This window comes from Corallococcus exercitus (assembly GCF_003611585.1).
GTDB lineage: Bacteria > Myxococcota > Myxococcia > Myxococcales > Myxococcaceae > Corallococcus > Corallococcus exercitus.
In genome coordinates this window covers 1-22383 of the sequence record NZ_RAVW01000127.1, presented here as the reverse complement: position 1 = coordinate 22383, position 22383 = coordinate 1, and the positions used below count along the sequence as shown (strand labels likewise).

Here is a 22383-nt window from a genome sequence, read left to right as displayed (position 1 = left end):
GGGTGAGGGGGAGGGTACCGGCCTCCAGGTGGGCCCACAACCCGCCCGGGCGCGGGCGGCCCGGCGGCCGGTCGCAAGCGCAGGCCCTTGCGAAGGGCTGTGCACCATGCGACGTCGCACGCATGCGATTCACCCTGCACCGCGGCGTCAGCCTGGCCGTCCTCGCCTCCGCCCGCACGGAGGCCGACCACCACGAGGACCTGGGGTGCAGCATCCAGGGGCCCACCGCGCGCCCGGTGCGCCGCGCGCAGGTGCCGCTCAAGCGCCACATCGCCGCGCTGGGCCGTGAGGGCGCGCTGCGCGAAGCGGACGCGCTCATCCGCTGGCTGGAGGACACGCCCCGCTACGCCGCGCTCTGCCAGGGCACGAAGCGGCGCATGGGCCGGCGCGTGCTGCGCGAGGACGTCCTCTTCCCGGATCCGCTGCGCCACCGCCCGCGCGTGCTGCACCTGCGCCAGGACTCGCTGGGGCTGGACGTGCCGGTGCGCGCGAAGGACTGGCCGGTGGTGGCGGACCTGTTCGCCGCGCTCGCACGGGGCGCGACGCGCGAGGAGCTGCGCGCGCTGGCCACCGTGCCCATCGTGGGCGAGCTGCTGGGCGACCTGTCGCAGGCTGGCTGGCTCGTGCGCCACGCGGGGCCGGTGGACGTGCCCGGCCCGGGGGCCCTCTTCGTGGGGCACAACACCGTGCTGGTGTCGGGCAGCGAAGGGCGCGTGCTGGTGGATCCGTACTTCCGCCCCACGGGCGAGGTGGACCTGCCCGGCTACGGACCATTGCAGGCCGGGGACCTGGGCCGGGTGGACGCGGTGGTCATCACCCATTCACACGGGGACCACTTCCACCTGGGCTCGCTGCTGCCCCTGCCGCGCGACACGCGCATCTTCGTGCCGGCGGTGGCTCGCGAGAGCCTCTTCTCCACGGACTGCGCGCTGCGGTTGAAGCAGCTGGGATTCACGCGCGTGGAGCCCCTGCGCTGGGGGGAGTCGCGGCAGGTGGAGGACGTGACGGTGCACGCGCTGCCCTTCCACGGCGAGCAGCCCACGGACGGAGAAGGCCCGCACCCGGACCTCTACAACGAGGGCAACACGTGGCTCGTGCGCTCGAAGGACTTCTCCGCCGCCTTCTTCGCGGACGCGGGCCATGACGTGCGCGGGGACATGGACGCGGTGTGCCGCCGCGTGCGCAAGCAGCAGGGGCCGGTGGACGTCCTCTTCTGCGGCGTGCGCGGCTTCCGGCTGCCGCCCATCTTCTTCGGCTTCACCACGCTGGATGCGTTCCTCGTCAACGTGCCGCGCGACGCGCTCACCACGCCTCAGCGCTTGATGGCGGGCCCGGAGGAGGCGCTGCGCTACGGCGCGCTCCTGGGCGCGCGCTACGTCGTGCCCTGCGCGGACGGCGGTGCCCCCTGGTACTGGCGCGAGGGCATGGGCCCCCGCTACTCCGGCTATCCGGGCGAGCCCGTCGCGGGCGCGAGCAACATGGACGAGAACCCGGACGCGGATCCGTATCCGGAGCGGCTGGCCCAGGTGCGCAAGGAGCAGGGCGAAGGGCCGCAAGCGCTTCTCCTGCGGCCCGGCGAGGCCCTGCGCTGGCGGGGTGCCCGGAAGCCGGAGGTGCTGAGCACGCCGGGCTTCGAGTGGCCGTTCGGGAGCTGGGGGGAGGCCGCGCCTCAGCCTCGCAGCGCGGCCCGGGCCGTCCAGAGCCCCCGCAGGTAGAGCGCACCCAGGGCCAGGAGGCAGACGACGCCCACGGTGACGTTCCAGTGGATGACGCGGCTGATGTTCCAGCCGTAGACGTCCACCAGGGTGCTGGGGTCGCTCAGGCCCACGCCCTCGATGCGGCCGAAGGGGATGCGGTCCACGTCGGTGCGCGCCGCCCACCACTGCTCGAAGCCGTCCATGAACGCCGCCGCGCCAATGGCGACGAAGCCCCAGCGCAGCTGGTGCCGGCGGAGGTAGTGGCCCCAGGGCACGTAGAAGGTGGCCATCAGGAGCGCGCCCAGCACCATCAGTCCCGCGTCGCCGCCGAAGAAGGTGAGGGCCTTGGCCTGTGCATGCGTCAGCCCGAACGTGCACACCGCCTGCGCGACGAGCAGCCCCGCGCCCACGCCCAGCCACGTCCACCGGCGGCGCTTCCAGCCCTGCCACACGAGCGCCCCTGACAACCCCGCCAGGAGGAGGGTCATGAACGTCGAGCGATCCCTCGACACGTGGGTCACCCAGAACGTGGGCGTGGCGCTGAACCCGCAGAACCACGCGGTGACGGCGTGCCCCAACTCGTGCACCGGCATCGTGAGGAAGATGCGCAGCATCCCGTGGAGGCCTGGGGAGCGGACAGCGAGGAAGGCGATGACGAGCGCGACCGGCAACACCGCCAGCCGCAAGCGCGCCTCCAGGGCGTCTTCGCTCCCCACCTCGTCGTCGTGGAAGGTGATGCCCTCCGTGGCGGAGTCCGGCGTGGGGTACGCCGCGACCAGGGGCGGCACGAACGTGGGGGCCGCGTGGGCCTCCAGGGCCTCGTGCAGCGCCTGGCGCTGGTCCTCGGCCTCTCGCCGGGCGGCCTCGCGCGCTTCGTGTTCGCGGGCTTCAGCCTGACGGGTGGCGGCGCGCACCTCCGCGCGCAGGTAGATGACGCCGCACGCCGGGCACTCGGGCCCGTCCACGCGGGGGGCGCCACAGCGGGGACAGGAGGCGGACGGAGGACTCACGGGCCCTGGACTCTAGGTGCCCCGTGGATGGGACGAAAATCGCACCGCGACACCGCCGAGAACCCATGGGCTCCCGGCGGCGGGACATGGGCTCAGAAGCCGTAGTAGTCGCTGTAGTCCACGCCGAACAGGTCGATGACCGTGGTGCCCCAGGGCCGGATGAGGATGACGGTGACCGTCTTGAAGAAGCGCGTGAGGTTGTAGTCCCGGATGGTCTGCTGCTGGATGCCCACGTTCATCGGGGAGCCGTAGCGCGCCGACTTCGTCGCCTCCTGGGAGAAGGTCTCGATGCGCGTCGCCCGCTGCGCGACCTCCTTGCCAGTCGCGTCGATGAGGGTAGCGACGGCCTTGTACTTGCCCACCTGGATGTCTTCCGGATTGGCCCGGACTTTCACGCGGTAGTAGCCCGCCGGGACGCCCGCATCAGGCGAGTCGATGTAGACGAAGGCCACGTCCACACCCTGCGCGTACGCCGTGTCGGGGATCTTCTCGAAGCCCGCGATGCTCGTCGCGACGATGTTGCCCGTGTCCGACGAGAGGGTGCCGATCTGCTCCTCGTTGAGCACGAGGCCCTGCTCCTTCGCCGCCTGCAGCAGCTGGGTCTTGCTGTCGGTGCAGGCGGTCGCGGTGGTCGTCGCGGACCGGGGCTCGGCCGCGAAGGCGGAACCGGAGAGGAGGAGGGCGGCCACGAGGGAGGAACGCACGAAGCTGGAAGTGATCATGAGGGGGACGGGGAACCAATCATCGAAGAGGGGACTTCGGTCGGGGCCCCGTGCAGTGTCGATGCCAATCCCTGACACGGCGCCATCCCCGGGGTTTCAAGGGCTTGTGGCGGGCGCGTGTGACATTCCGGGTTACGGCCCGCGCCGGGCAATGACCTCTCGCGCTACAACGCGGGCTCATGGCTGGTGAGCTGGATACCCCCACCCGGGGCAGGACCGCGCGCGGGCGCCTGCGCGCGCTGGACGCGTACCTGTGCCAGTTCGAAGCCGCGCTCCTCACACGTACGGACGACGCGTGGGCCCGCGCCGTCTTCGTGGACGTGGGCTTCGGAGAACACCCGTGGACCACGCTGGAGAGCGCCACCGCCTTCCGCGCGCTGAACCCGGCCCTGGCCGTGGTGGGCGTGGAGCTGGAGCCCGAACGGGCCACGGCCGCCGCGCGTGCGCACTCGGACGCGCGCACCCACTTCCGCGAGGGCGGCTTCGCGCTCCCCCTGTCCCCGGACGAGCCCGCCCGCCTGGTGCGCGCCATGAACCTCCTGCGCCAGGGGCCACCGGAGCGCATCCCGGAGGCCCACCTCGCGATGTCGCGCCACCTGCTGCCCGGCGGGCTGCTCGTGGAGGGCTCCTCCGACACGGACGGCGCGGTGCTGGTGGCCCACCTGCTGCGCCGGACCCCGGAGGCCGAAGCCCCCACGCGCGAGGGGCTCCTCTTCCACACCGACTTCTCCCGGGGCTTCGCGCCGCTGCTCTTGCGCGACTGGCTGCCTCGCGACCTGCGCCGCCGCGTCCGCCCTGGCGAGCCCATGCACGCCTTCTTCCTGGCGTGGGAAGCGGCATGGAAGGCCGCGCGCGCCGAAGGCCACACCGCGCCCCCGGACGCGTTCAGCGGATCCACCGAGCGCCTCGCGCGGATGACCCCGGGGGTTTCCACCGACGCCTGGCTCCTGGCCCACGGCTTCCTGCGCTGGACCCCACCCGGCGGCACGCCGACCTGAGCGCCGGACCGAACCCGGCCAGCCCCTTGGAGATCCAATCGTCGGGGGGGCGGGTCGCATGCGGCGCCGGAAAAGGTATTCTGTCGCGAATTGGGCTTCCGGCGGCGTCCCGAACCGCCGGAGGCAGACGGCTCGACATGAACAGGCACCTTCTGACGCTTCTCGCCGCGGGGCTGATGGCCAGCACCGCCGTCGCCGGCCCGTCGACCCCTGACCTCGGGGGCGGTCGCCTCGCGCAGCGCCCCCTCCGTCCATCCCGTCGTTCCTCCGCGCGCCCGCGCCGGGAGGCCGACCCCGCGAACCTGGAGCATGAGATGCAAGAGGCCGCCTTCTCCGATGAGGCCCCCGTGGCCGCCATCGCGGCCCGCCCCCCGGCGTTGCTGTTCTCCGCCAACTTCTACGGCACCCTGGCCGCCGCCCGCTGTCTGGGCCGCCACGGCGTGGACGTGACGGTGGCGGACACCGGCCGGTTGGGGCCGGCCAGCTACTCGCGCTTCGTCAGCCGCCGCGTGCAATGCCCGCCGGAGTCGCAGCCGGAGGCCTTCCTCCAGTGGCTGGTGGACTTCGGCCTGCGTGAGCCCGTCAAGCACGTGCTCTACCCGACGAGCGACGAGCTGGCGTGGCTCATCGCCGCGCACCGCGCCAAGCTGGAGGACCTCTTCCACCTCTACGACCCGGGCGTGGACGCGGTGTACGGGCTGCTCAACAAGCGCCGCCTCTACGAGCTGGGCACGGAAGCGGGCCTGAACCTGCCGCGCACCTGGTTCCCCCAGTCGGAAGAGGACCTGGAGCAGGTGCGCCGCGAGGCGAACTTCCCGGTGCTGCTCAAGCCCACCACGCAGATCCTCCACGCCACGCACCGCAAGGGGCAGCCGGTGTCGTCCCCGGACGACCTGGCGCGCGAGTACCGCGAGTTCGCGCGCGACACGTACGCGCCCATGCTCGTGAAGTTCGACCCGGCCGTGGTGAACCCCATGGTGCAGGAGTTCCACCCGGAGGCCGCGGAGGGCATCTACAGCCTCTCCGGCTTCGTGGACGAGTCCGGCGAGCTCTTCGAGGCCCGCGCCGCGATGAAGGTCCTCCAGCGTCCGCGCCGCCTGGGCGTGGGCGTCTGCTTCGAGTCCGCGCCGCTGCGCCCGGACCTCGTCGCGGGCCTCACCCGGCTGTGCAAGAAGCTGGGCTACCACGGCGTCTTCGAGGTGGAGTTCATCCAGACGAAGGACTCGTACCTGCTCATCGACTTCAACCCGCGCTTCTACGGGCAGATGGGCTTCGACATCGCGCGGGGGCTGCCCCTTCCGCTGCTCGCGTACCACGCGGCCACCGGGGACCGGGACGCGCTCACGCGCGCGGTGGAGGACGCGCGCGACGCCGCCGCGGCGCACGAGGACGCGGTGTTCTGCAACCGCATCGCGCTGGAGATGCTGCTCAACCTCCAGCGGCTGTCCGGCGCGCTGCCGGCGGACGAGGCCCGGCAGTGGCGGCAGTGGTTCAACACCCACAAGGAGACGGCGGTGGATCCGCTCATCGACCGGGACGACATGATGCCCGCGGCGGTGGAGCTGGCCACCATCTCCTACGGGGCCGCCCGCCACCCGCGCGCCTTCCTTCGGATGATGGTCCTCAACCGCTGAACGCCGTCAGCTCGCGGCGCGCGAAGGGGAGGGGACCGGGTCGTCGAACGTCACCAGGTCCTCGTGCGTCTCCGCCCGGCGCAAGAGCCGCACCTTCCCGCCCTCCACGCCCACGATGGCCGGCTGCGGGAAGGAGAAGGACGTGCCGAAGGGCACGAAGTACGCGCCCGCGTCCATGATGGCCAGCGTGTCGCCCACCTTCAGCTCCGGCAGCCGCACCGCGTGGTACAGCGTGTCGCCCGGCGTGCAGATGGGGCCCACCACCGTGTACGCGCGGTGCGCGGGCGCGGCCGGCCGCTCGACGTGGAAGAGCTGGTGGTACTCGTTGCGCACGCATTCGGCGTGGTTGATGCCCATGTCGAGCACCGCCCACGTCCGCTCGCCGCCCTCCTTGAGCGCGTGCACGCGGCCCAGCAACAGCTGCGTGTTGCCCGTCATCGCGCGGCCCGGCTCCAGGAAGATGCGCGGACGCTTGCGGCCCTGCTTCGCGTAGTGCGCCTCCACCTGGGACACCACCTTCGCCACGTACCGCTCGATGGAGAGCGCCGCCGCGTGGTCCGGCGCGGGCAGGTCGCGCTGGAAGGTGAGGTTGAGCCGCCAGTCCCGCTGCTCGATGTGCTCCACCGTCGGCGTGCAGAGGCTGCCGCCCAGGTCCAGCACCTCCAGGTCCAGCCCCAGCTCGCGGTGCAGCTCATCCGCGAAGTCCAGCACCGAGCCGACGAAGCCCTCCAGCTCGCCTTCCGTGCGGATCAGCTCGCCCCGGTGCGCGTGCAGGCCCACCACGTCCAGGTTCCCGGAGGCCAGCGCCTGACGGTACGCCGCCAGCGCCTGGCCTCCCGAGATGGGCGTGCCGAACTGCGACGTCCAGCCCGTGGCCGTCGTCACCCGCACGGCCACGCGCGGGCGCTTGCCCAGCTCCGCCGCGTGGCGTGAGAAGACGTCCAGCTCCTCGCGGTGGTTCGCCGCCAGCAGGCCGATGCCCCGGGTGATGGACTCGCGGATGGACGCGTCCGACTTCACCGGGCCGTTGTAGACGATGCGCTCCGGCGCCACGCCCAGCTTGAGCGCGAGCCACAGCTCGTAGGCGGAAATCACCTCCGCGCCCACGCCCCGCGCGTGCAGCGCGGACAGCACGCCCGGCACGGGGTTGGTCTTGTACGAGTAGTACACCTCGCAGCCGCCCGCCGCGCCCGGGGGCACCGCCTGGAACGCGTCCGCGTTGCGGTGCAGCGCCGCCAGGTGCACCACGTGCAGCGGCGAGCCGTACTCGCTCGCGAGCCGCGACAGCGACACGCCCTCCAGGAAGAGGCCCTGGCCCGCGCGCGACTCCAGGCTCCAGGTCTCCGGGGGGAGGAAGGCGCGCGCGGGGGCCATCGCGCGCTGCACCACGGGCCCCAGGGTCTGCTTCAACTGCCGCTTGGCGGTTCCAACGAGACGACGACGCAGGCTCACGGTGAGGGGCCCTTTCAGGAGACGCCGGGCAGCTTGAGGGGAAGGTAGCGCGTGAGGCCGAAGCGGCCCTTCAGCGCGCGCGTGGCCACCTGCAGGAGCCGGTACTCCAGCTCCCCGTGCTCGCGCCGGTACTTGTTGTGGATGATGGCGTTGGACTCCGCCACGGACTTCTCCACCTTCTCACCCTTCTTGCCCAGGTCGTGCATCAGCGACGGCTTGCCCACCCGGTAGTTGAGGATGGGCCGGTTCACGTAGACGTGGCCGTAGCGGCGGATGCCGCGCATGTAGAAGTCCACGTCCTCGTAGACGGGGATGTTGGGGTCGAACCCGCCCAGGGGCTGGAAGTATTCGCGGCGCACCATGCACGCGGAGTTCACGTACAGCGTGCCCAGGAACAGGATGTGCGCCACCGTCCACGCGCTGTTGGGCGTGGTGGCCCCCACCTTCGCGACCCGCTCGAAGTAGCTGCTCTTGTCCTCCAGCCACTCCGGGTCCTCGCTGAAGGGCACCACCCAGCCCACCGCCACGCCCGCGTCCGGGCGCGCGTCCAGCGCCGTCACCATCGCCTTGAGCGCCCCTTCGGCGAGCGTGTCGTCGTCGTCCAGGAAGTGCAGGTAGCGGCCCTTCGCCAGCGTGGCGCCGTGGTTGCGCACCAGCGCGGGGCGCCCCTTCGACGGCACCTCCTGCTGGAAGTAGCGCACGCGCGAATCGCCAATGCCCTGCACCGCGCCGCGCGCCGTGCCCTCCGCCGAGTCGTCCAGGACGAGCACCTCCACCTGGACGCCTTCTTGACGCAGCGCGGAGTGGATGGCCTCCACCACCTCCTTCTCGCGCCTGTAGGTGGGCATCACGACCGAGACGTCGATTGAGGACATAGGCCGGCGTTTATACCGGGGGCGCCCCACGACTGAGAAGCCAGCCGGGCCTCCCCGCCCGCGCCCACGTGTCCGGCGCTACCCGCCTGCTGTCCGGGGAAGCGAACGCGGTGGGCGCTCTCGCGGTTTCTCGGAAGTTTCTACGACCTCTTCAGGGGACGGACTGGCAAGATTTGCTGCCCCTTCAGGGGGCGGACCGGCAAAGTTTGCGGCCGGATCGCGACAGATTTGCCGCACCGTGGCCGCCTGCCCGCGGCATTTCAAAAGCTGGCGATGGCGAACTCGAACGCGTCCAGGTCGTCCTCGGCGTCGGCTCCGGCGGCGGAGTGCGATGCGTCATCCTCCTCGACGAACGCGTCGCTCCAGAGGGGGCCGTCGGCCTCCTCCGGTTCCAGCGGCAGCCATCCAGGATGCAGTTCCTCGCGGGCCATGTGCGTTCGTCCTTTTCCGCAAGCAGTTCGGCTTCAGTCGGAGACTTGCAGCCGTTGTGCCACCTGTTCATACGGAACGGCCGACACGGCCGGGTCGTTTCCGACGGAGGGTGGGTCGCCAGACGGGCAGGCATGGCTTGACGCGCGGGCCCGGTGCCGACAGGAAGGGAACACCGATGGCCGTCCTGCTGGCACATGAAATCGAACCCCCGCGCCCGTGCAGCTACCTGCCGGACCGGGAGGCGTCCCTGGAGACGTTGTTGATGCGCAACGTCACGGCGCAGGAGTACGAGCACCTGCTCGTGCGCGGCTGGCGCCGGTTCGGACCGCAGTACTTCCGGCCCGCGTGCGCCGCGTGCAACGAGTGCGTGTCCCTGCGCGTGCCGGTGGCGGGCTTCACGCCCAACCGCAGCCAGCGCCGGGCCCGCGCCGCGTGCGCGCACCTGCGCGTGGAGGTGGGCCCGCCGCGCGTGGACGAGGAGCGCCTGGCCCTGTACCGCGCGTGGCACGCGAACCGGGAGGCGTCGCGCGAATGGGAGGCGTCCGAGCTGGGCGCGCGGGAGTACTCGTTCCAGTTCGCCTTCCCGCACCCGTCCGCGCGCGAGGTGGCCTGGTACGACGACAGCGACCCGGCGGGCCCGAAGCTGGTGGGCCTGGGCCTGTGCGACGAGACGCCGCACGCGTGGAGCGCGGTGTACTTCTTCTACGACCCCGCCTACGCGCGGCTGTCCCTGGGCAAGGCGAGCGTGCTGTTCCAGGTGGAGCTGGCGCGCGAGCGGGGCATCCCGCACGTGTACCTGGGCTACCGCGTGCTGGCGTGCGACTCGCTGCGCTACAAGGCCGGCTTCCGCCCGCACGAGCTGCTGGAGGGACGCCCCGCGCTGGACGCGCCGCCGGAGTGGCGCGCCGCGCCTGACGCGCCAGAGCCCGTGGGTCCGGAGGACGTCAGGAGCCGCTGAGCAGCGCCGCGTCGAAGAAGTCGCGCAGGTGGTGCGCGTACTCCTCCGGGGCCTTCTTCGCGTACTCGCCGTGGTGCGCGCCGGGCACCACCCAGTAGGACTTGGGTTCGCAAGCGGCCTGGAAGAGTGCGTCCTGGAGGAACGCGGGTGCGTACGCGTCGACGTCGCCGTTGATCAGCAGGAGCGGCCGGCCCTTCAGGTCACACAGGCGCTTCATGGGGTCCACCGCGTCCACGTCCACGCCGGACAGGCGCATCGTCCAGAGCACCGGCTGGACGCTCAGCGGCCCCCACTTGCCGTAGCTGTAGCGCGTGTCCGCCTCCAGCGACGGGTACGCGCCCGCGGCGGCCACCGCCTTGAGGCGGTCATCCTCCAGCGCCTCCAGCATCGCGGTGGTGCCGCCCATGGAGAAGCCCAGCACGCCCAGCCGGGAGGGGTCCACGTCGTCGCGGTGCGAGACGAAGTCCACCGCCGCGCGCAGGTCCTCGCGCTCGCGGTCGCCCCAGGTCACCAGGTCGCCCTCGCTCTCGCCGTGGCCGCGTGAGTCGAAGAGCAGCACGCCGTAGCCCGCGCGGGAGAGCACCTCCGCCTCGAAGAGCATCTGCGTGCGGTTCTCCGCGAAGCCGTGCATCACCACCACCGCCGCGTGGTTGCGCGAGGGCAGGTACCAGCCGCGCAGCGTGAGGCCGTCGCGCGTGCGCAGCGCCACGTCCGTGCGCTCCGCGAGCGCGCCCTCCGCCACGGGCTTCAGCGGCTGGCGCGCGGGGTGCAAGACGGCCTGCGCGGTGCGGACGTTGCGGTACGCGATGACGGCCACCACCGCGAGCACGCCCACGAGGGCGAGCGCGATGAGACGGGCGGGACGGGGACGGATGGGTTTCTTCACGAGGATGGATTGTGAGCCTATACCCGGAGTTCGGTCGCCGGCAGCAGGCCCCCGGGCTCGTTGAGCCCCAAGCAGTGAGGCCCGAGCCCTGCCTCGCCTGGCGCACCCGGGGGTGCCCTGGTTGGAGGTGCTGAGATGACGGCCGATGTCTCCGTGGTGGTGCCCACCTTCCGCCGTCCCGCGCTCGTGGTGGAGGCGGTGCGGAGCGCGCTGTCCCAGGCGGATGATGGCGTGCACGTGGAGGTGCTGGTGCTGGACGACAGCCCGGAGGGCTCCGCGCGGGAGCCCATCCTGGCGCTGGGGGATGCGCGCGTGCGCTACGTGAAGCGCGACGTGCCCACCGGCGGCAACCCCGCCACGGTGCGCAACGAGGGCTGGCCGCTCACCACCGGCCGCTACCTGCACTTCCTGGACGACGACGACCGCGCGGCACCGGGGGCCTACCGGGCGCTCATGCAGGCGCTCGACACGCACCCGGACCGGGGCGTGGCCTTCGGCCGCGTGGCGCCCTTTGGCGACGACGCCGGGGTGCTGGCCCGGCAGACGGCCTACTTCGAGGACGCGGCGCGCCGGGCGCGCGTGGCCGAGCGGCTGGGGTCGCGGCGCTGGATGGTGGCGAACATGCTGTTCCGCCCCACGGTGCTGGTGAACTCCGCGTGCCTCATCCGCCGGGAGCTGCTGCCGCGGGTGGGCGGCTACGACACGCGGCTGCCGCTGGTGGAGGACGTGGACTTCTACCTGCGCGCCATCCGCCGCGCGGGCGCGGTGTTCCTGGACCGCGTGGTGCTGGAGTACCGCACCGGCGCGCCGTCGCTGATGCACAACGAGCGCGACGCCAGCAAGGCGGTGAGCGCGTACCGGCTCATCCACGAACGCTACCGGCGGGAGTGGGGCGCGGCGGAGCACACCGCGCTGAAGCTCGCCGCGCGCACCGTCCTGCGGTGGCTCTGATGCGCCTCACCGTCGAACAGGTGGACACGGAGGAGGGGCTCCACGTGCTGGGCCCGGAGTGGCGGGCGCTGGCGGCCCGGGTGGGCAAGGGGCTGCCCTTCGCCACCTGGGAGTGGAACGTCACCTGGTGGCGCCACTTCCAGGAGCAGCGCCGCAGCGTGCGCGACCACCTCCGCGTGCTCGCGCTGCGCGACGAGGACGGAAGCCTGCGCGCCGTGGCGCCGCTCATGCGCACGGAGCGCCCGGGCTCCGGACCCGTGCGCTTCCGCGTGCTCCAGTTCCTGGGCGCGGACCCCAACGTCACGGAATTGCGCGGGCTCATCTGCGCGCCGGAGCTGGAGGCCTCCGCCTTCGCGGCCATCACGCGCCACCTGCGCGCGCACGCGTCCGAATGGGATTGGATCCTCTGGAGCGGGCTGGACCTGGAGGGTCCCGCGGTGGGGGAGCTGTCCCGGATGTCGCCGCTCACGCCGCTGCATGAGGTGCCCGCGTACACGCTGGAGCTCGCGCCCACGTGGGAGGCGTTCAAGGCGGGCCGCTCGCGCAACATCAAGGAGTCTCTGCGCAAGTGCTACAACTCGCTCAAGCGCGACGGGCTCTCCTTCACCTTCCAGGTCGCGCGCACGCCGGAGGAGGTCGCCCCGGCGCTCACCACGTTCTTCCAGCTGCACCAGGCCCGCGCGCAGGCGCAGGACGCGGGCGTGCGTCACCGCGACGTGTTCGAATCGCCGCAGGCCCGGGACTTCCTCGCGGCCCTGTGTCAGGAGCTTGCCCGGCAGGACGCCGTGCGGGTGTTTCAGCTGTGCATCGGCGGGGCGGTGGTCGCCACCCGCGTGGGCTTCGTGCTGGGCGACACGCTGTATCTCTACTACTCCGGCTATCTGCCCCGCTGGGGCGACTACAGCGTGATGACCACCACCGTGGCGGAGGCCCTCCAGTACGGCATCGCGCAGGGGCTGAAGGTCGCTCACCTCTCATCCGGCAGGGATGTTTCGAAGCTGCGCTGGGGCCCGAAGGAGCTCCACCGCCACGACGCCGTTCAACTGTCTCCTGAGTGGCGGGGGCGCATGGCCTTCGCTACCTATCGCAAGGTGCGTGAGCTATTGAGCAACGAGCAACTCCAGGGGTGGGCCCGTCGGACGCTCGCGCGCCGGGCGGGAGGTTGAAAATCGTTTCTTACCGGGAATCCCAGACATTGGAACTGCAGGCGCGAGACATGGCGGTCCCTGCCCCGGGGCGGAAGCGTGTGTTGTTCACGCTCGTCTTCATGGGGACGGGGGGCATCGAGCGCTCGGTGTGCAACGTACTGGCGGGCCTGGACCGGGAGCGGTTCGATCCCTCGCTGTTCTTCCACCACGGGCCGCCGCCGCCGGACACGCGCGGGCGCATCCCCGCGGACGTGCCCATCTCCTGGGGCGTGGGCGTGGAGGCCTACCGGCGCTGGGAGCTGCCGCGCATGTTGTGGCGGCTGTTCCACGAGGCGCGCAAGGCGGACATCATCGTCTCCGGGCAGGAGGGGCGGGCGGCCCTGCTGGCGCGGATGGCGGGGGCCCTGCTGGGCAAGCCCGTGTTGGGGATGGTGCACTTCGACTGGGGGGCCTTCCACCGCGAGCAGCCGAAGCGGCAGCTCTGGGGCCTGAAGGTGCTCTACCCGGGCATGGACCGCATCGTGGCGTGCGGCTACGACTCCGCGAAGGCATTCGCGGAGCTGGTGAACGTGGACCGCGAGCGGCTGGAGGTCATCCCCAACTTCGTGGACGCGGACCGGATCCGCGCCGCGGCGGACGCCCCCCTGCCCGCGTGGGCGGAGCCGGTGTTCCAGAAGCCCGTGGTCATCGCGGTGGGCCGGCTGGAGCCGCAGAAGTCCTTCGACATGCTCATCCGCGCGCACGCCCGGATGCGGGCCGCGGGGACGGACACGCACCTGCTCATCCTGGGGGTGGGCTCGCTGGAGTCGGAGCTGAAGGCGCTGGTGGCGGGAACTGGGGGTGGGGTCTTCCGTGTTCATGCCGGGCTACGCGGACAACCCGCACGCGCTGATGCGGAGGGCCACGGCGTTTGCCCTGTCCTCGCGTTTCGAGGGCCTGCCCATGGTGCTGCTGGAGGCGCTCGCGCTGGGCTGCCCCATCGTCAGCACGGACTGCCCTTCCGGCCCCGCCGAGGCCCTGGACGGGGGACGGGCAGGGGTGCTGGTCCCCATGGGGGACGACGCGGCCATGGCCCAGGCCCTGTCGCGGGTGGTGGAGGACACGGAATGGCGCGACGGGCTGCGCCAGCGGGCCCTGGACCGGGCGGACGAGTTGTCCGCCGAGCGGGCGCTCAAGGCCTGGGAGTCGCTGCTGGCGGAGGTCTGAGCTGGGGCACGGGTCAGGAAAACCTTGCTCCCCTGGTCCCGCTTCAAGAGGATTCGCACCCATCATGACGACGACGAACGAGACGCAGGGCCTCAACTTCCTCCAGGAAGTCGTTGAGGAAGACCGGCGGACGGGAAAGCACGGCGGACGCGTGCACACCCGCTTCCCGCCCGAGCCCAATGGCTACCTCCACATCGGCCACGCCAAGTCCATCGTGCTGAACTTCGGGCTGGCGCAGCAGTATGGCGGCAAGTGCAACCTGCGGCTCGACGACACCAACCCGCTCACCGAGGACACGGACTACGTGGAGTCCATCCAGCGCGACGTGCGCTGGCTCGGGTTCGACTGGGACGACCGGCGCTTCTTCGCGTCCGACTACTTCGACCGGCTCTACGCCTTCGCGGAGCAGCTGATTACCCAGGGCCAGGCCTACGTGTGCAGCCTGTCGCCGGAGGAGATCTCCCAGTACCGCGGCAACTTCACCACGCCGGGCAAGGACAGCCCGTACCGCACGCGCACGGTGGAGGAGAACCTGGACCTGTTCCGCCGGATGAAGGCGGGCGAGTTCCCGGACGGCAAGCACACGCTGCGCGCGAAGATCGACATGACGTCGTCGAACCCCGTGCTGCGCGACCCGCCCATCTACCGCATCCGGCACGCGCACCACCACCGCACCGGCGACAAGTGGTGCATCTACCCGCTCTACGACTTCGCGCACTGTCTGTCGGACGCCCTCGAGGGCATCACGCACTCCGTCTGTACGCTGGAGTTCGAGAACCGCCGCGTGCTGTACGACTGGATCGTCGACGCGCTCATCAAGGGCGACCGGCCCTACCAGTACGAGTTCGCGCGGCTGAACCTCACCTACGCGGTGATGAGCAAGCGCAAGCTGCTCCAACTGGTGCAGGAGAAGCGCGTCTCCGGCTGGGATGATCCGCGCATGCTGACCATCAGCGGCCTGCGCCGCCGGGGCTATACGCCCGCGTCGCTGCGCGACTTCGCGAAGCGCATTGGCGTGAGCAAGTCCGACAGCCTCATCGACATGGGCGTGCTGGAGCTGTCCATCCGGGACGACCTCAACGAGACGGCGCCGCGCGCCATGGCCGTCCTGCGCCCGCTCAAGGTGGTGCTGGAGAACTACCCGGAGGGCCAGACGGAGGAGCTGGAGACGGCGAACCACCCGAAGCGCGAGGACATGGGCACGCGCAAGGTGCCGTTCATGCGCGAGCTCTACATCGAGGCGGACGACTTCCAGGAGGTGCCGGAGAAGGGCTTCTTCCGCCTGGCGCCGGGCAAGGAGGTGCGCCTGCGCTCCGCGTACTTCATCAAGTGCGAGAAGGTCATCAAGGACGCAGCGGGCAACATCACGGAGCTGCGCTGCACCTATGACCCCGCGACGCGCGGTGGGGACTCGCCGGATGGCCGCAAGGTGAAGGGCACGCTGCACTGGGTGCCGGGCAACGCGCCCGTGGCGCAGGTGCGGCTGTTCGACCGGCTCTTCTCGGTGGAGGCGCCGGACAAGGACGAGACGAGGGACTTCAAGGAGTTCCTCAACCCGAACAGCCTGGAGACCCTCACCGGCGCGCGCGTGGAGCCGGGCCTGGCGGAGGCGAAGCCGGGCGACCGCTTCCAGTTCGAGCGCCTGGGCTACTTCTGCGCGGACGCGGTGGACTCCAAGCCGGGCGCGCCCGTCTTCAACCGCACGGTGACGCTGAAGGACTCGTGGGTGAAGGAGCAGAAGAAGTAGGGCGCTCGCTTCGCTGATGCTTCACGGAAGCCCCGGGTGGAAGCACCCGGGGCTTCGTCGTTTTCTCAGGGAGGCAGCAGGCCCAGGGACTCCAGCGCGGCGCAGCGTCCTCCGCGCCAGCTCACCTCCGTGGTGGACGGCGTGTTCCAGGTGAGGAACGGCCCGCCCGGGGTGTAGGGCAGCCAGGTGGGGATGGGCGCGCCGGTACGGGCCAGGGTACCCCACGCGGCCTGGACGTACTGGGACAGCGTCACATCGTCCGGCGTGGGCGTGGTGGCCACGGCCTCGAAGTGGCCGAAGAGGTAGAGGATGTCGGTGCCGTGGGCGACGCCCAGCGCCGCGAACGGCCCGTTGGGGACGGCGCGCGCGAAGCGGTAGAGGTACGCCCTCGCCGTGCCGGTGGTGGCGCTCGCGGAGGCCAGGCGCTGCGCGGGACAGGCGAACGACAGGTCCGTGCCCAGCGCGATGGCCGCCTGACGCTCGCCCGTGGTGGCGGGCTGGTAGAGCGCGGTGAGCTCCGCCTTCCTCGCGCTCGCGCCGACGGCGTCCACGTAGCGGCCGAAGTCGCCCGGGTTGCCCACGACGCCCATGGCGTCCATCACGAAGCTCGCCTCGTCGTCGTTGGCGCCCACCAGCACCGGCACGTCGCCGCGGCCCGCGAGCACCCGCGCGAGTGGCCGTCCCTTCAACACGACGCCGTCCACCACCGGCAGCGTGGGCGAGAGTGGAATGCCGATCTCCGTCACCGCCGGAAGCCGGGCCTGGGCGGCGAGCACCTCCGCGGGCGTCTTCGCGCGCAGGCACGCGGCGATGTCGCCCTGCGTGCAGCCCAGGAGGAGGGCGGTCTGGACGCCCACGGCGTACGCCGACGGAAAGGCGCCCGTGGGCTGTTCCTTCTCCAGCACGGGCCGGTAGGTGCCGGACTGGATGGCGGCGCGGTGGAAGAGGCCCTGGGCCGGTTCGGCGGCCAGCAGCGTCGTCACGCTGACGGCGCCCGCGGACTCCCCGGCGATCATCACGCGCGACGGGTCGCCGCCGAAGGCCGCGATGTTGCGGCGCACCCAGTCCAGCGCGGCGACCTGATCCCTCAGGCCCCAGTTGCCGGTGCCATGGTCGGCCGCCTCGAGCTGCGGCAGCGCGAGGAAGCCCAGCAGCCCCAGCCGGTAGTTGAGGGACACCACGACCACGTCCTCGCGCCCCGCGAGCTGAGCGGCGTCGTACCAGCCCTCGCCCGCGTGGCCCTCCACGTAGCCGCCGCCGTGGATCCACACGAGCACCGCGTGGGCGCCGGCCGTGTTGGGGGACCAGACGTTGAGGCGAAGGCAGTCCTCGGACGGGGGCGGGACCCCGGCCTTCGTCTGGGGACACGGCGGACCGAAGGCGGTGGTGGTGAGCGGCTGGGTCCACCGCGAGGGGCGTGCGGGCGGGGCCCAGCGCCGGGCGCCCGTCGGAGGCGCCGCGTACGGGATGCCCTTGAAGACCTTGAGCCCGTTGACGAGGGTCCCCACCACGGGGCCATCGTCGGTCGTCACCGCGACCGGCGGGTCGACGAGGGGGCCCGTCGTGACGGAGCCGGGCGCCGCGTCTGGCGGAGGCTCGGGGGCCGTGCAACCCCAGAGCAGGAGGACGGACAGGAGGCTCAGGACGCGCAAGGGCAGGGGCATGGTCGCGCAGGGAGGGTACTCCAGCTCCGTCCCCGCGGATGGTGGCGGGGGCAGGTCCGGTGCTCCGAGCCAGGGCTATGAGCGGGGCGGTGTCTCGCGCGTCATCTCCACCATGGTGGGACGCCAGCCCAGCCGCTCGAACAGGCGCCGCGCGGCCTCGTTCTTCGCGGCGGTGCTGAGCACGACGCGCGGCGCGCCCATCTCCGTGAGCCGCCGCACCATGGCCTCCGCGAGCAGCCGCCCGGTGCCGGTGCCGCGCGCCTTCGCCTCCACCCAGATGTCGTGCAGGGCGCCGTGCTTGTCGAGGAGCATGTTCCAGTCCACGCCTTCCAGCCGGCCGTAGCAGTAGCCCACGACCTCGCCGTCCAGTTCGGCCACCAGCACCACGGCCTCCTGCGGACGGCGCGCCTCCTTGCCCAGCCACCAGCGGTAGCCGGACTCCACGTCGTCCGGCACCATGAAGCGCTGGGCGTCGAAGCCATGGTGCTGACGCGCGAGCGCCGCGCCCATGCGGCCCAGCGCGGGCGCGTCCGAGTCCTTCGCGGCGCGGATGGTGACGGGCATGCGTTCTCCAGGAAGCGGGTGTCCGCCCCACCATGGGCATCCCCGGCCGCGCCTGTCGAAGCCTTCCCGCCGGAAGTGCTCAGCCGGTCACGCGAAGGGCGGTCCGGCGTTGCCTAGCGGGCCTTCGCGCGCATCTGCGGGGCGGCGCGCTTGCCCTCGCGGAGGCTGGTGCGGGCCAGCTCCACCAGGCCCCAGGCGGCCACCAGGGCGAACACCGCGCCGCCCAGCGTCACCAGGTAGTTCACGAGGCCCGTGTCGCCGCACTGGAGGCACGCCACGGCAGGGTCCTCCGGCTCGTAGTGCAGCGTCACCGGGGTGCCCACCGCGTAGTGGCGCGACACCGCCTGCGCGTCCGCGAGCCCACCGGCGCCGTGGCCGTCGAAGGCCACCGTGTCGGAGGTGTACGGGACGCCGTTCACCTCGTAGCGGTAGCTCACCTCCGGGCGGAAGCTCACCGCGCGCTTGCTGCGCAGCGTCTCCACGCGGGAGGTCAGCACGGTGCCCTGCGCGGTGGGCCAGTCCTTGCTCGCCTTCGAGCGGTACACCATCCGCCCGCCCGCGAACGCCAGCGCCACGCCGATGCCCAGCAGGGCCAATCCCATCAGCCACTTCATCATCGTACGAGTCCTTGCTTGCACCCCGCCGCACGGTCCGGGGCGAGGAAGACGAATCCCCCCGGGATTGCAGCCACCGGGCCAGGGCTTCCGCCCGGAGGGGAGGGGCGCAAGGCGGGGCAGATTTCCCCACGGGGGCAATTCGCCCCAGTAGTAGACTCAGGGGCATCCATGCCCGCACTCGCCCAAGAGCTCGAAGTGGCCCGGCGCATCGCGCGCCAGGCTGGTGACATCCTCCTGCAGGTCTACGCCACGGACTTCTCCGTCACGGACAAGGCGGGCGGCGCCGGGCCCGTCACGCTGGCGGACGAGCGCGCCAACGCCTTCATCGTGGGCGAGCTGCGCAAGGCCTTCCCGGCGGACGGCGTGGTGGCGGAGGAGAAGGAGGACGTCTCCGACGCGAAGCGCTTCAGCCGCTGCTGGTTCGTGGATCCGCTCGACGGCACGCAGGAGTTCGTGAACCGCAACGGCGAGTTCGCCATCCACATCGGCCTTGCGGTGGAGGGCCGGGCGGCGCTGGGCGTCGTCTACCGCGCGGTGGGGGACGTCCTGTACTCCGGCGTGGTGGGCGAGCAGGGCTACGTGGAGGACCCCCAGGGCCGCCGCGCGCTGCGCGTGTCGGACGTGGCGGATCCGGCGCAGCTGCGGCTGGTGGTGTCGCGCTCGCACCGCTCCAAGACGACGGACGCGGTGGTGCAGCGGCTGGGCATCACGAAGGAGACGGAGTCCGGTTCGGTGGGGCTCAAGTGCGGCCTCCTGGCGGAGGCCCGCTGCGACCTCTACGTGCACGTGAGCGACAAGAGCTACCGCTGGGACAACTGCGCGCCGGAGGCCGTCATCCGCTCCGCGGGCGGCGTGCTCACGGACCTCGCGGGCAACGCGTACCTGTACGACGGCTCCGAGCTCCAGAACCGCCGGGGGCTGCTCGCATGCAACGCCGCCGCCTTCGACAAGGTGCTGCCCGTCGCCTCGCAGGTGGCCCGTGAGTCCGGCCTGCTGAAGTAGACCCGCCGCTGGAATCAGCGGGCTTCCGCCGCGCGGCGCAGCTCGCCGTACAGCCGCGCCAGGTCCGGCAGCTGGTAGCTGGCGTTGAGCCCGCTGGGATTGGGCAGCACCCACAGCCGCGTGTCGCCCAGCGTCTCCTCCTGCGGTCCGAACCTCGCCTTCGGCCGAGCGAAGGCGGTGCGGTACGCGCCCAGCCCCAGCACCGCGAGGTACTTCGGGCGGTAGCGCTTCACCTTGCGCGCCAGCGACTTCGCCCCTTCCGCGTACTCCTCCGCGTCCAGCATGTCCGCGCTCGCCGTGGCCCGGTCCACCACGTTGGTGATGCCCAGGCCCAGCGTCAGCAGCTCCTCCTGTTCGGAGGGTTGCAGGCGGCGCGGCGTGAAGCCCGACGCGTGCAGCGAGGGCCAGAAGCGGTTGCCCGGCCTGGCGAAGTGCACCCCCACCACCGCGGAGTAGAGGCTGGGGTTGATGCCGCAGAAGAGCACCCGCAGGCCCGGGGCCAGCAGGTCCTTCATGGTGCGGCCGGTGGCGGCGAACAGCTCGTCCTTCGTGGGGCGGTGGAGCTTCATGGAGTGGGAGACCTGGCCCGGAACCTAGCGGGTTGGGTGCCGCCTCGCACGGGCATGCGCCAGGCCGGGGCCCGGGCAGGGGAGGGGCCGGATGCCTTTCCCGGCGACAGCGCCCGGCCCACACGGGCAGAGTGCCGCCCCGTGTCCGATTCGAATCCGTCCGCGTCCTTCCGGCTCGCGCCCAGGCACTGGCTCGCGCTCGCCGTGAGCGTGTTGCCGCTGGTGCTCTACGCCGTGTTCTCCCTCCGCGAGGGCGACCTGCCGCTGTACTTCCGGACGGCCCGCGCGTTCCTGGACGGCGCGACCCCCAACCGCGACTTCCGCTTCGAGTATCCGCCCTACGCGCTCCTGTGGTTCGTGCCCGCGGCGTGGGCGGGCGGCGACCTGCGCGGGTTCATCCTCGCGTTCGGCCTCCAGCTCACGCTCTTCGACGCGTTCATCAAGTGGCTGCTGCTGTCCGAGGGCGTGCGCCGGTGGGGCACGTCCTGGCGCGCGTGGGCGCCGCTCGCGGCGTACTTCGTCGTCAGCTGGATCCAGAGCGTGCACTACCTCAAGCGCTACGACGCCATCCCCGCCGCGCTCGCGCTGGCCGCGGTGGTGGCCCTGATGCGCCGCCGTGAAGGCTGGGCCGGCGTGGCGCTGGCGGTGGGCACCGTCACCAAGCTCTACCCGGTGGTCCTCGTGCCGCTGGCGCTGGCCGTGTGCTGGCGCCGGGGCGCGAAGCCGACGCGGGCCCTGCTCATGGGACTTGCAGCGGGCGTGCTGCCGCTGGTGCCGCTGAGCCTCGTGTGGCCGTGGTGGCAGTTCGCGTCCTTCCACGTCGAGCGGGGCCTCCAGGTGGAGGCCTTCACCGCGGGCCTGCTCTGGGCCGCGCACCAGCTGGGCTTCGCCCAGGTCGAGTGGGTCCTCGCCCCCGCCTCCTACGAGCTGCACGGTGCGACCGCGGCAAGGGTCCTCGCCATCACCCGCCAGCTCTGGGTCGCCGGCTCGCTGCTGGCCGCGGCGCTGTCCGTGCGCGCCGCCTGGCGCAGGCCTCCGGTGCACATCGAGGACCTGGCCCGGCTGGCCCTGGTGCCGCTCGTGGCCTTCGTCATCCTCAACCCGGTGCTGAGCCCGCAGTACCTCATCTGGCTCACCGGGGCCGCCGCGCTCGCGCTGCTCTCCGGCAGGGTGGGGCCGTCCGTCGTGCTGCTGGTGGCCGCCGCGATCACTCGCGGCCTCTTCATTGGAGGCAGCTTCAAGGGCTTCCTGCCGCTGGCCACGCTGCTGCTGCTCGTGCGCAACGCGATGGTGCTCTACGCGGGGCTCGTGTGGGCCCGCGAGACGTGGCGGTGGGGATCTTCAGGCATCTCGGAGCATCCGGAAGCGAAGGACGCACCCGCGCCGACCCCGCAGTCCTGAAGCCCGTCCGCCTGCCCGGCGAGGCCCCCCGGTGCGATGCGAATCCGGGGGCTCGTGGTTAAAGGGAAGCCATGGCTCGACCGGTGAACGTCAACGCCCTGTTGCCCATCGAGGCGGAGTTCCAGCGCGAGCGCGCCTCCGGGTTGCGCCGCTCCGGCGACAAGCTGGAAGACGCCCTCGCGCTGTTGTCCCAGGCCGAAAAGGAGCTGCGCGCCCTGGGTGGCCCCGCGCGCGTGGCGCGCTATCCGGCGTACCGGGCGCTCTGGAAGGAAGCGGAGCGGCTGCGCTGGAACCTCACCGTGCAGCGCGAGGCCTGTGGCCTGCGCAACCACCGCGACCTGGACTTCGTCTACCCGCTGCCGCCCCTGCTCAAGGAGTGACGGCCGGCTGTTCACCGCTTCACGGCGTGGCGCGCCACGCGGCCACGGCGAAGAGCACCCAGCCGGCGAGGAACCCCAGGCCGCCCAGCGGGGTGATGGCACCCAGCACGCGCACGCCGGACAGGGCCAGCGCGTAGAGGCTGCCGGAGAACAGGACGATGCCCACGAGCATCGCCCAGCCCGCGGACGACAGCAGCGCGGAGGGGCGCACCGCGCCCAGGAGCCCCACCGCCACCAGCGCGAGCGCGTGGTACATGTGGTAGCGCGCCCCGGTTTCGAAGATGACCAGCAGGTCCTGCGGAAGCCGGGCCTTCAGCGCATGCGCTCCGAAGGCGCCCGCCGCCACGGACAGGAAAGCGTTCACCGCGCCGACCACGATCCACCACCGCATCATCGAGTGCCTTTCTTCGCGCGCTTGACTGCGGCACGCTACACCGCGCTTCACGGCAGCGTCCTGGTTGAACACGCAC

General features: G+C 71.8%; 23 protein-coding genes and 1 pseudogene. 12 read left to right on the top strand and 12 right to left on the bottom strand.

Annotation, left to right across the window (positions count from 1 at the left end; translation table 11 throughout):
- Positions 1-122 precede the first annotated feature (122 nt).
- Entirely contained in the window at positions 123-1715 is a 1593-nt protein-coding gene (locus D7W79_RS17650) for an MBL fold metallo-hydrolase (protein WP_120526550.1), read from the top strand.
- Here D7W79_RS17650 and D7W79_RS17645 read toward each other — a convergent pair.
- Both D7W79_RS17645 and D7W79_RS17640 read right to left on the bottom strand, forming a co-directional pair.
- Complete coding sequence (locus D7W79_RS17645; protein ID WP_120526549.1) at positions 1670-2707, bottom strand: hypothetical protein; 1038 nt, start codon at positions 2705-2707, stop codon at positions 1670-1672. The two genes, D7W79_RS17650 and D7W79_RS17645, sit on opposite strands and share 46 nt — an antisense overlap.
- A 92-nt stretch (positions 2708-2799) precedes the next feature.
- Positions 2800-3411: a hypothetical protein gene (locus tag D7W79_RS17640; RefSeq protein ID WP_147441955.1), complete on the bottom strand. Its 612-nt coding sequence runs from the start codon at positions 3409-3411 to the stop codon at positions 2800-2802.
- A gap of 197 nt (positions 3412-3608) precedes the next feature.
- On the opposite strand from D7W79_RS17640, the gene D7W79_RS17635 reads away from it, so the two are divergent.
- A complete protein-coding gene (locus tag D7W79_RS17635) occupies positions 3609-4427 on the top strand; it encodes a methylase (protein WP_120526547.1) in 819 nt (272 codons plus the stop codon).
- Positions 4428-4741: 314 nt separating this feature from the next.
- Positions 4742-6061, top strand: a complete 1320-nt coding sequence (locus tag D7W79_RS17630; RefSeq protein WP_208729762.1) for a carboxylate--amine ligase — start codon at positions 4742-4744, stop codon at positions 6059-6061.
- Positions 6062-6067: 6 nt separating this feature from the next.
- Here the strand turns inward: D7W79_RS17630 and D7W79_RS17625 are convergent, their stop codons facing one another.
- The 3 genes from D7W79_RS17625 to D7W79_RS43670 form a co-directional block, all read right to left on the bottom strand.
- Positions 6068-7513, bottom strand: coding sequence for a type III PLP-dependent enzyme domain-containing protein (locus D7W79_RS17625; protein ID WP_120526546.1), 1446 nt, complete (start codon positions 7511-7513; stop codon positions 6068-6070).
- 14 nt (positions 7514-7527) lie between these two features.
- On the bottom strand, positions 7528-8388 hold the full coding sequence (locus D7W79_RS17620; RefSeq protein WP_120526545.1) for a glycosyltransferase family 2 protein: 861 nt from the start codon (positions 8386-8388) through the stop codon (positions 7528-7530).
- Between the two features lie 260 nt (positions 8389-8648).
- Positions 8649-8819, bottom strand: coding sequence for a hypothetical protein (locus D7W79_RS43670; RefSeq protein WP_158616988.1), 171 nt, complete (start codon positions 8817-8819; stop codon positions 8649-8651).
- A gap of 176 nt (positions 8820-8995) precedes the next feature.
- Here D7W79_RS43670 and D7W79_RS17615 point away from each other — a divergent pair, with 176 nt between their 5' ends.
- Positions 8996-9778, top strand: a complete 783-nt coding sequence (locus D7W79_RS17615; protein ID WP_120526544.1) for an arginyltransferase — start codon at positions 8996-8998, stop codon at positions 9776-9778.
- On the opposite strand, the gene D7W79_RS17610 is transcribed toward D7W79_RS17615, so the two are convergent.
- Positions 9765-10664, bottom strand: coding sequence for an alpha/beta hydrolase (locus D7W79_RS17610; protein WP_120526543.1), 900 nt, complete (start codon positions 10662-10664; stop codon positions 9765-9767). The genes D7W79_RS17615 and D7W79_RS17610 overlap by 14 nt on opposite strands.
- Positions 10665-10799: 135 nt before the next feature.
- Between D7W79_RS17610 and D7W79_RS17605 the strand changes: the two genes are divergently transcribed.
- From D7W79_RS17605 to D7W79_RS45040, 3 genes and pseudogenes are all read left to right on the top strand, one after another.
- Positions 10800-11615, top strand: a complete 816-nt coding sequence (locus D7W79_RS17605) for a glycosyltransferase (protein WP_120526542.1) — start codon at positions 10800-10802, stop codon at positions 11613-11615.
- Entirely contained in the window at positions 11615-12781 is a 1167-nt protein-coding gene (locus D7W79_RS17600) for a GNAT family N-acetyltransferase (RefSeq protein ID WP_120526541.1), read from the top strand. The genes D7W79_RS17605 and D7W79_RS17600 overlap by 1 nt, the downstream gene beginning before the upstream one ends.
- 50 nt (positions 12782-12831) lie before the next feature.
- A pseudogene (locus D7W79_RS45040) lies at positions 12832-13323 on the top strand (glycosyltransferase); the annotation flags it as partial.
- Here D7W79_RS45040 and D7W79_RS45035 read toward each other — a convergent pair.
- The gene (locus D7W79_RS45035) at positions 13296-13535 is read right to left on the bottom strand and encodes a hypothetical protein (RefSeq protein ID WP_244221825.1); all 240 of its coding nucleotides are present in this window, start codon (positions 13533-13535) and stop codon (positions 13296-13298) included. The pseudogene D7W79_RS45040 and the gene D7W79_RS45035 overlap by 28 nt on opposite strands.
- Positions 13536-13603: 68 nt before the next feature.
- Between D7W79_RS45035 and D7W79_RS45030 the strand changes: the two genes are divergently transcribed.
- Positions 13604-13969: a glycosyltransferase gene (locus D7W79_RS45030; RefSeq protein WP_244221824.1), complete on the top strand. Its 366-nt coding sequence runs from the start codon at positions 13604-13606 to the stop codon at positions 13967-13969.
- Between the two features lie 64 nt (positions 13970-14033).
- Positions 14034-15716, top strand: a complete 1683-nt coding sequence (locus D7W79_RS17590) for a glutamine--tRNA ligase/YqeY domain fusion protein (RefSeq protein WP_120526540.1) — start codon at positions 14034-14036, stop codon at positions 15714-15716.
- A 65-nt stretch (positions 15717-15781) separates the two neighbouring features.
- Here D7W79_RS17590 and D7W79_RS17585 read toward each other — a convergent pair whose 3' ends face one another.
- From D7W79_RS17585 to D7W79_RS17575, 3 genes are all read right to left on the bottom strand, one after another.
- Positions 15782-17380: a carboxylesterase/lipase family protein gene (locus D7W79_RS17585; protein WP_120526539.1), complete on the bottom strand. Its 1599-nt coding sequence runs from the start codon at positions 17378-17380 to the stop codon at positions 15782-15784.
- A 75-nt stretch (positions 17381-17455) separates the two neighbouring features.
- Positions 17456-17944: a GNAT family N-acetyltransferase gene (locus D7W79_RS17580; RefSeq protein ID WP_120526538.1), complete on the bottom strand. Its 489-nt coding sequence runs from the start codon at positions 17942-17944 to the stop codon at positions 17456-17458.
- Between the two features lie 113 nt (positions 17945-18057).
- Positions 18058-18561 carry a DUF3592 domain-containing protein gene (locus D7W79_RS17575; protein ID WP_120526537.1) on the bottom strand — a complete coding sequence of 168 codons (504 nt, stop codon included), beginning with the start codon at positions 18559-18561 and terminating at the stop codon, positions 18058-18060.
- Positions 18562-18729: 168 nt separating this feature from the next.
- Between D7W79_RS17575 and D7W79_RS17570 the strand changes: the two genes are divergently transcribed.
- Positions 18730-19563, top strand: a complete 834-nt coding sequence (locus D7W79_RS17570) for a 3'(2'),5'-bisphosphate nucleotidase CysQ family protein (protein ID WP_120526536.1) — start codon at positions 18730-18732, stop codon at positions 19561-19563.
- A 14-nt stretch (positions 19564-19577) separates the two neighbouring features.
- On the opposite strand, the gene mug is transcribed toward D7W79_RS17570, so the two are convergent.
- Positions 19578-20132, bottom strand: coding sequence for a G/U mismatch-specific DNA glycosylase (gene mug, locus D7W79_RS17565; RefSeq protein WP_276375366.1), 555 nt, complete (start codon positions 20130-20132; stop codon positions 19578-19580).
- Positions 20133-20273: 141 nt separating this feature from the next.
- Between mug and D7W79_RS17560 the strand changes: the two genes are divergently transcribed.
- On the top strand, positions 20274-21533 hold the full coding sequence (locus tag D7W79_RS17560; RefSeq protein WP_244221823.1) for a glycosyltransferase 87 family protein: 1260 nt from the start codon (positions 20274-20276) through the stop codon (positions 21531-21533).
- A gap of 71 nt (positions 21534-21604) precedes the next feature.
- Entirely contained in the window at positions 21605-21913 is a 309-nt protein-coding gene (locus D7W79_RS17555) for a hypothetical protein (RefSeq protein WP_120526534.1), read from the top strand.
- Positions 21914-21932: 19 nt separating this feature from the next.
- Here the strand turns inward: D7W79_RS17555 and D7W79_RS17550 are convergent, their stop codons facing one another.
- Complete coding sequence (locus D7W79_RS17550) at positions 21933-22307, bottom strand: DUF423 domain-containing protein (protein ID WP_120526533.1); 375 nt, start codon at positions 22305-22307, stop codon at positions 21933-21935.
- Positions 22308-22383: the final 76 nt, after the last annotated feature.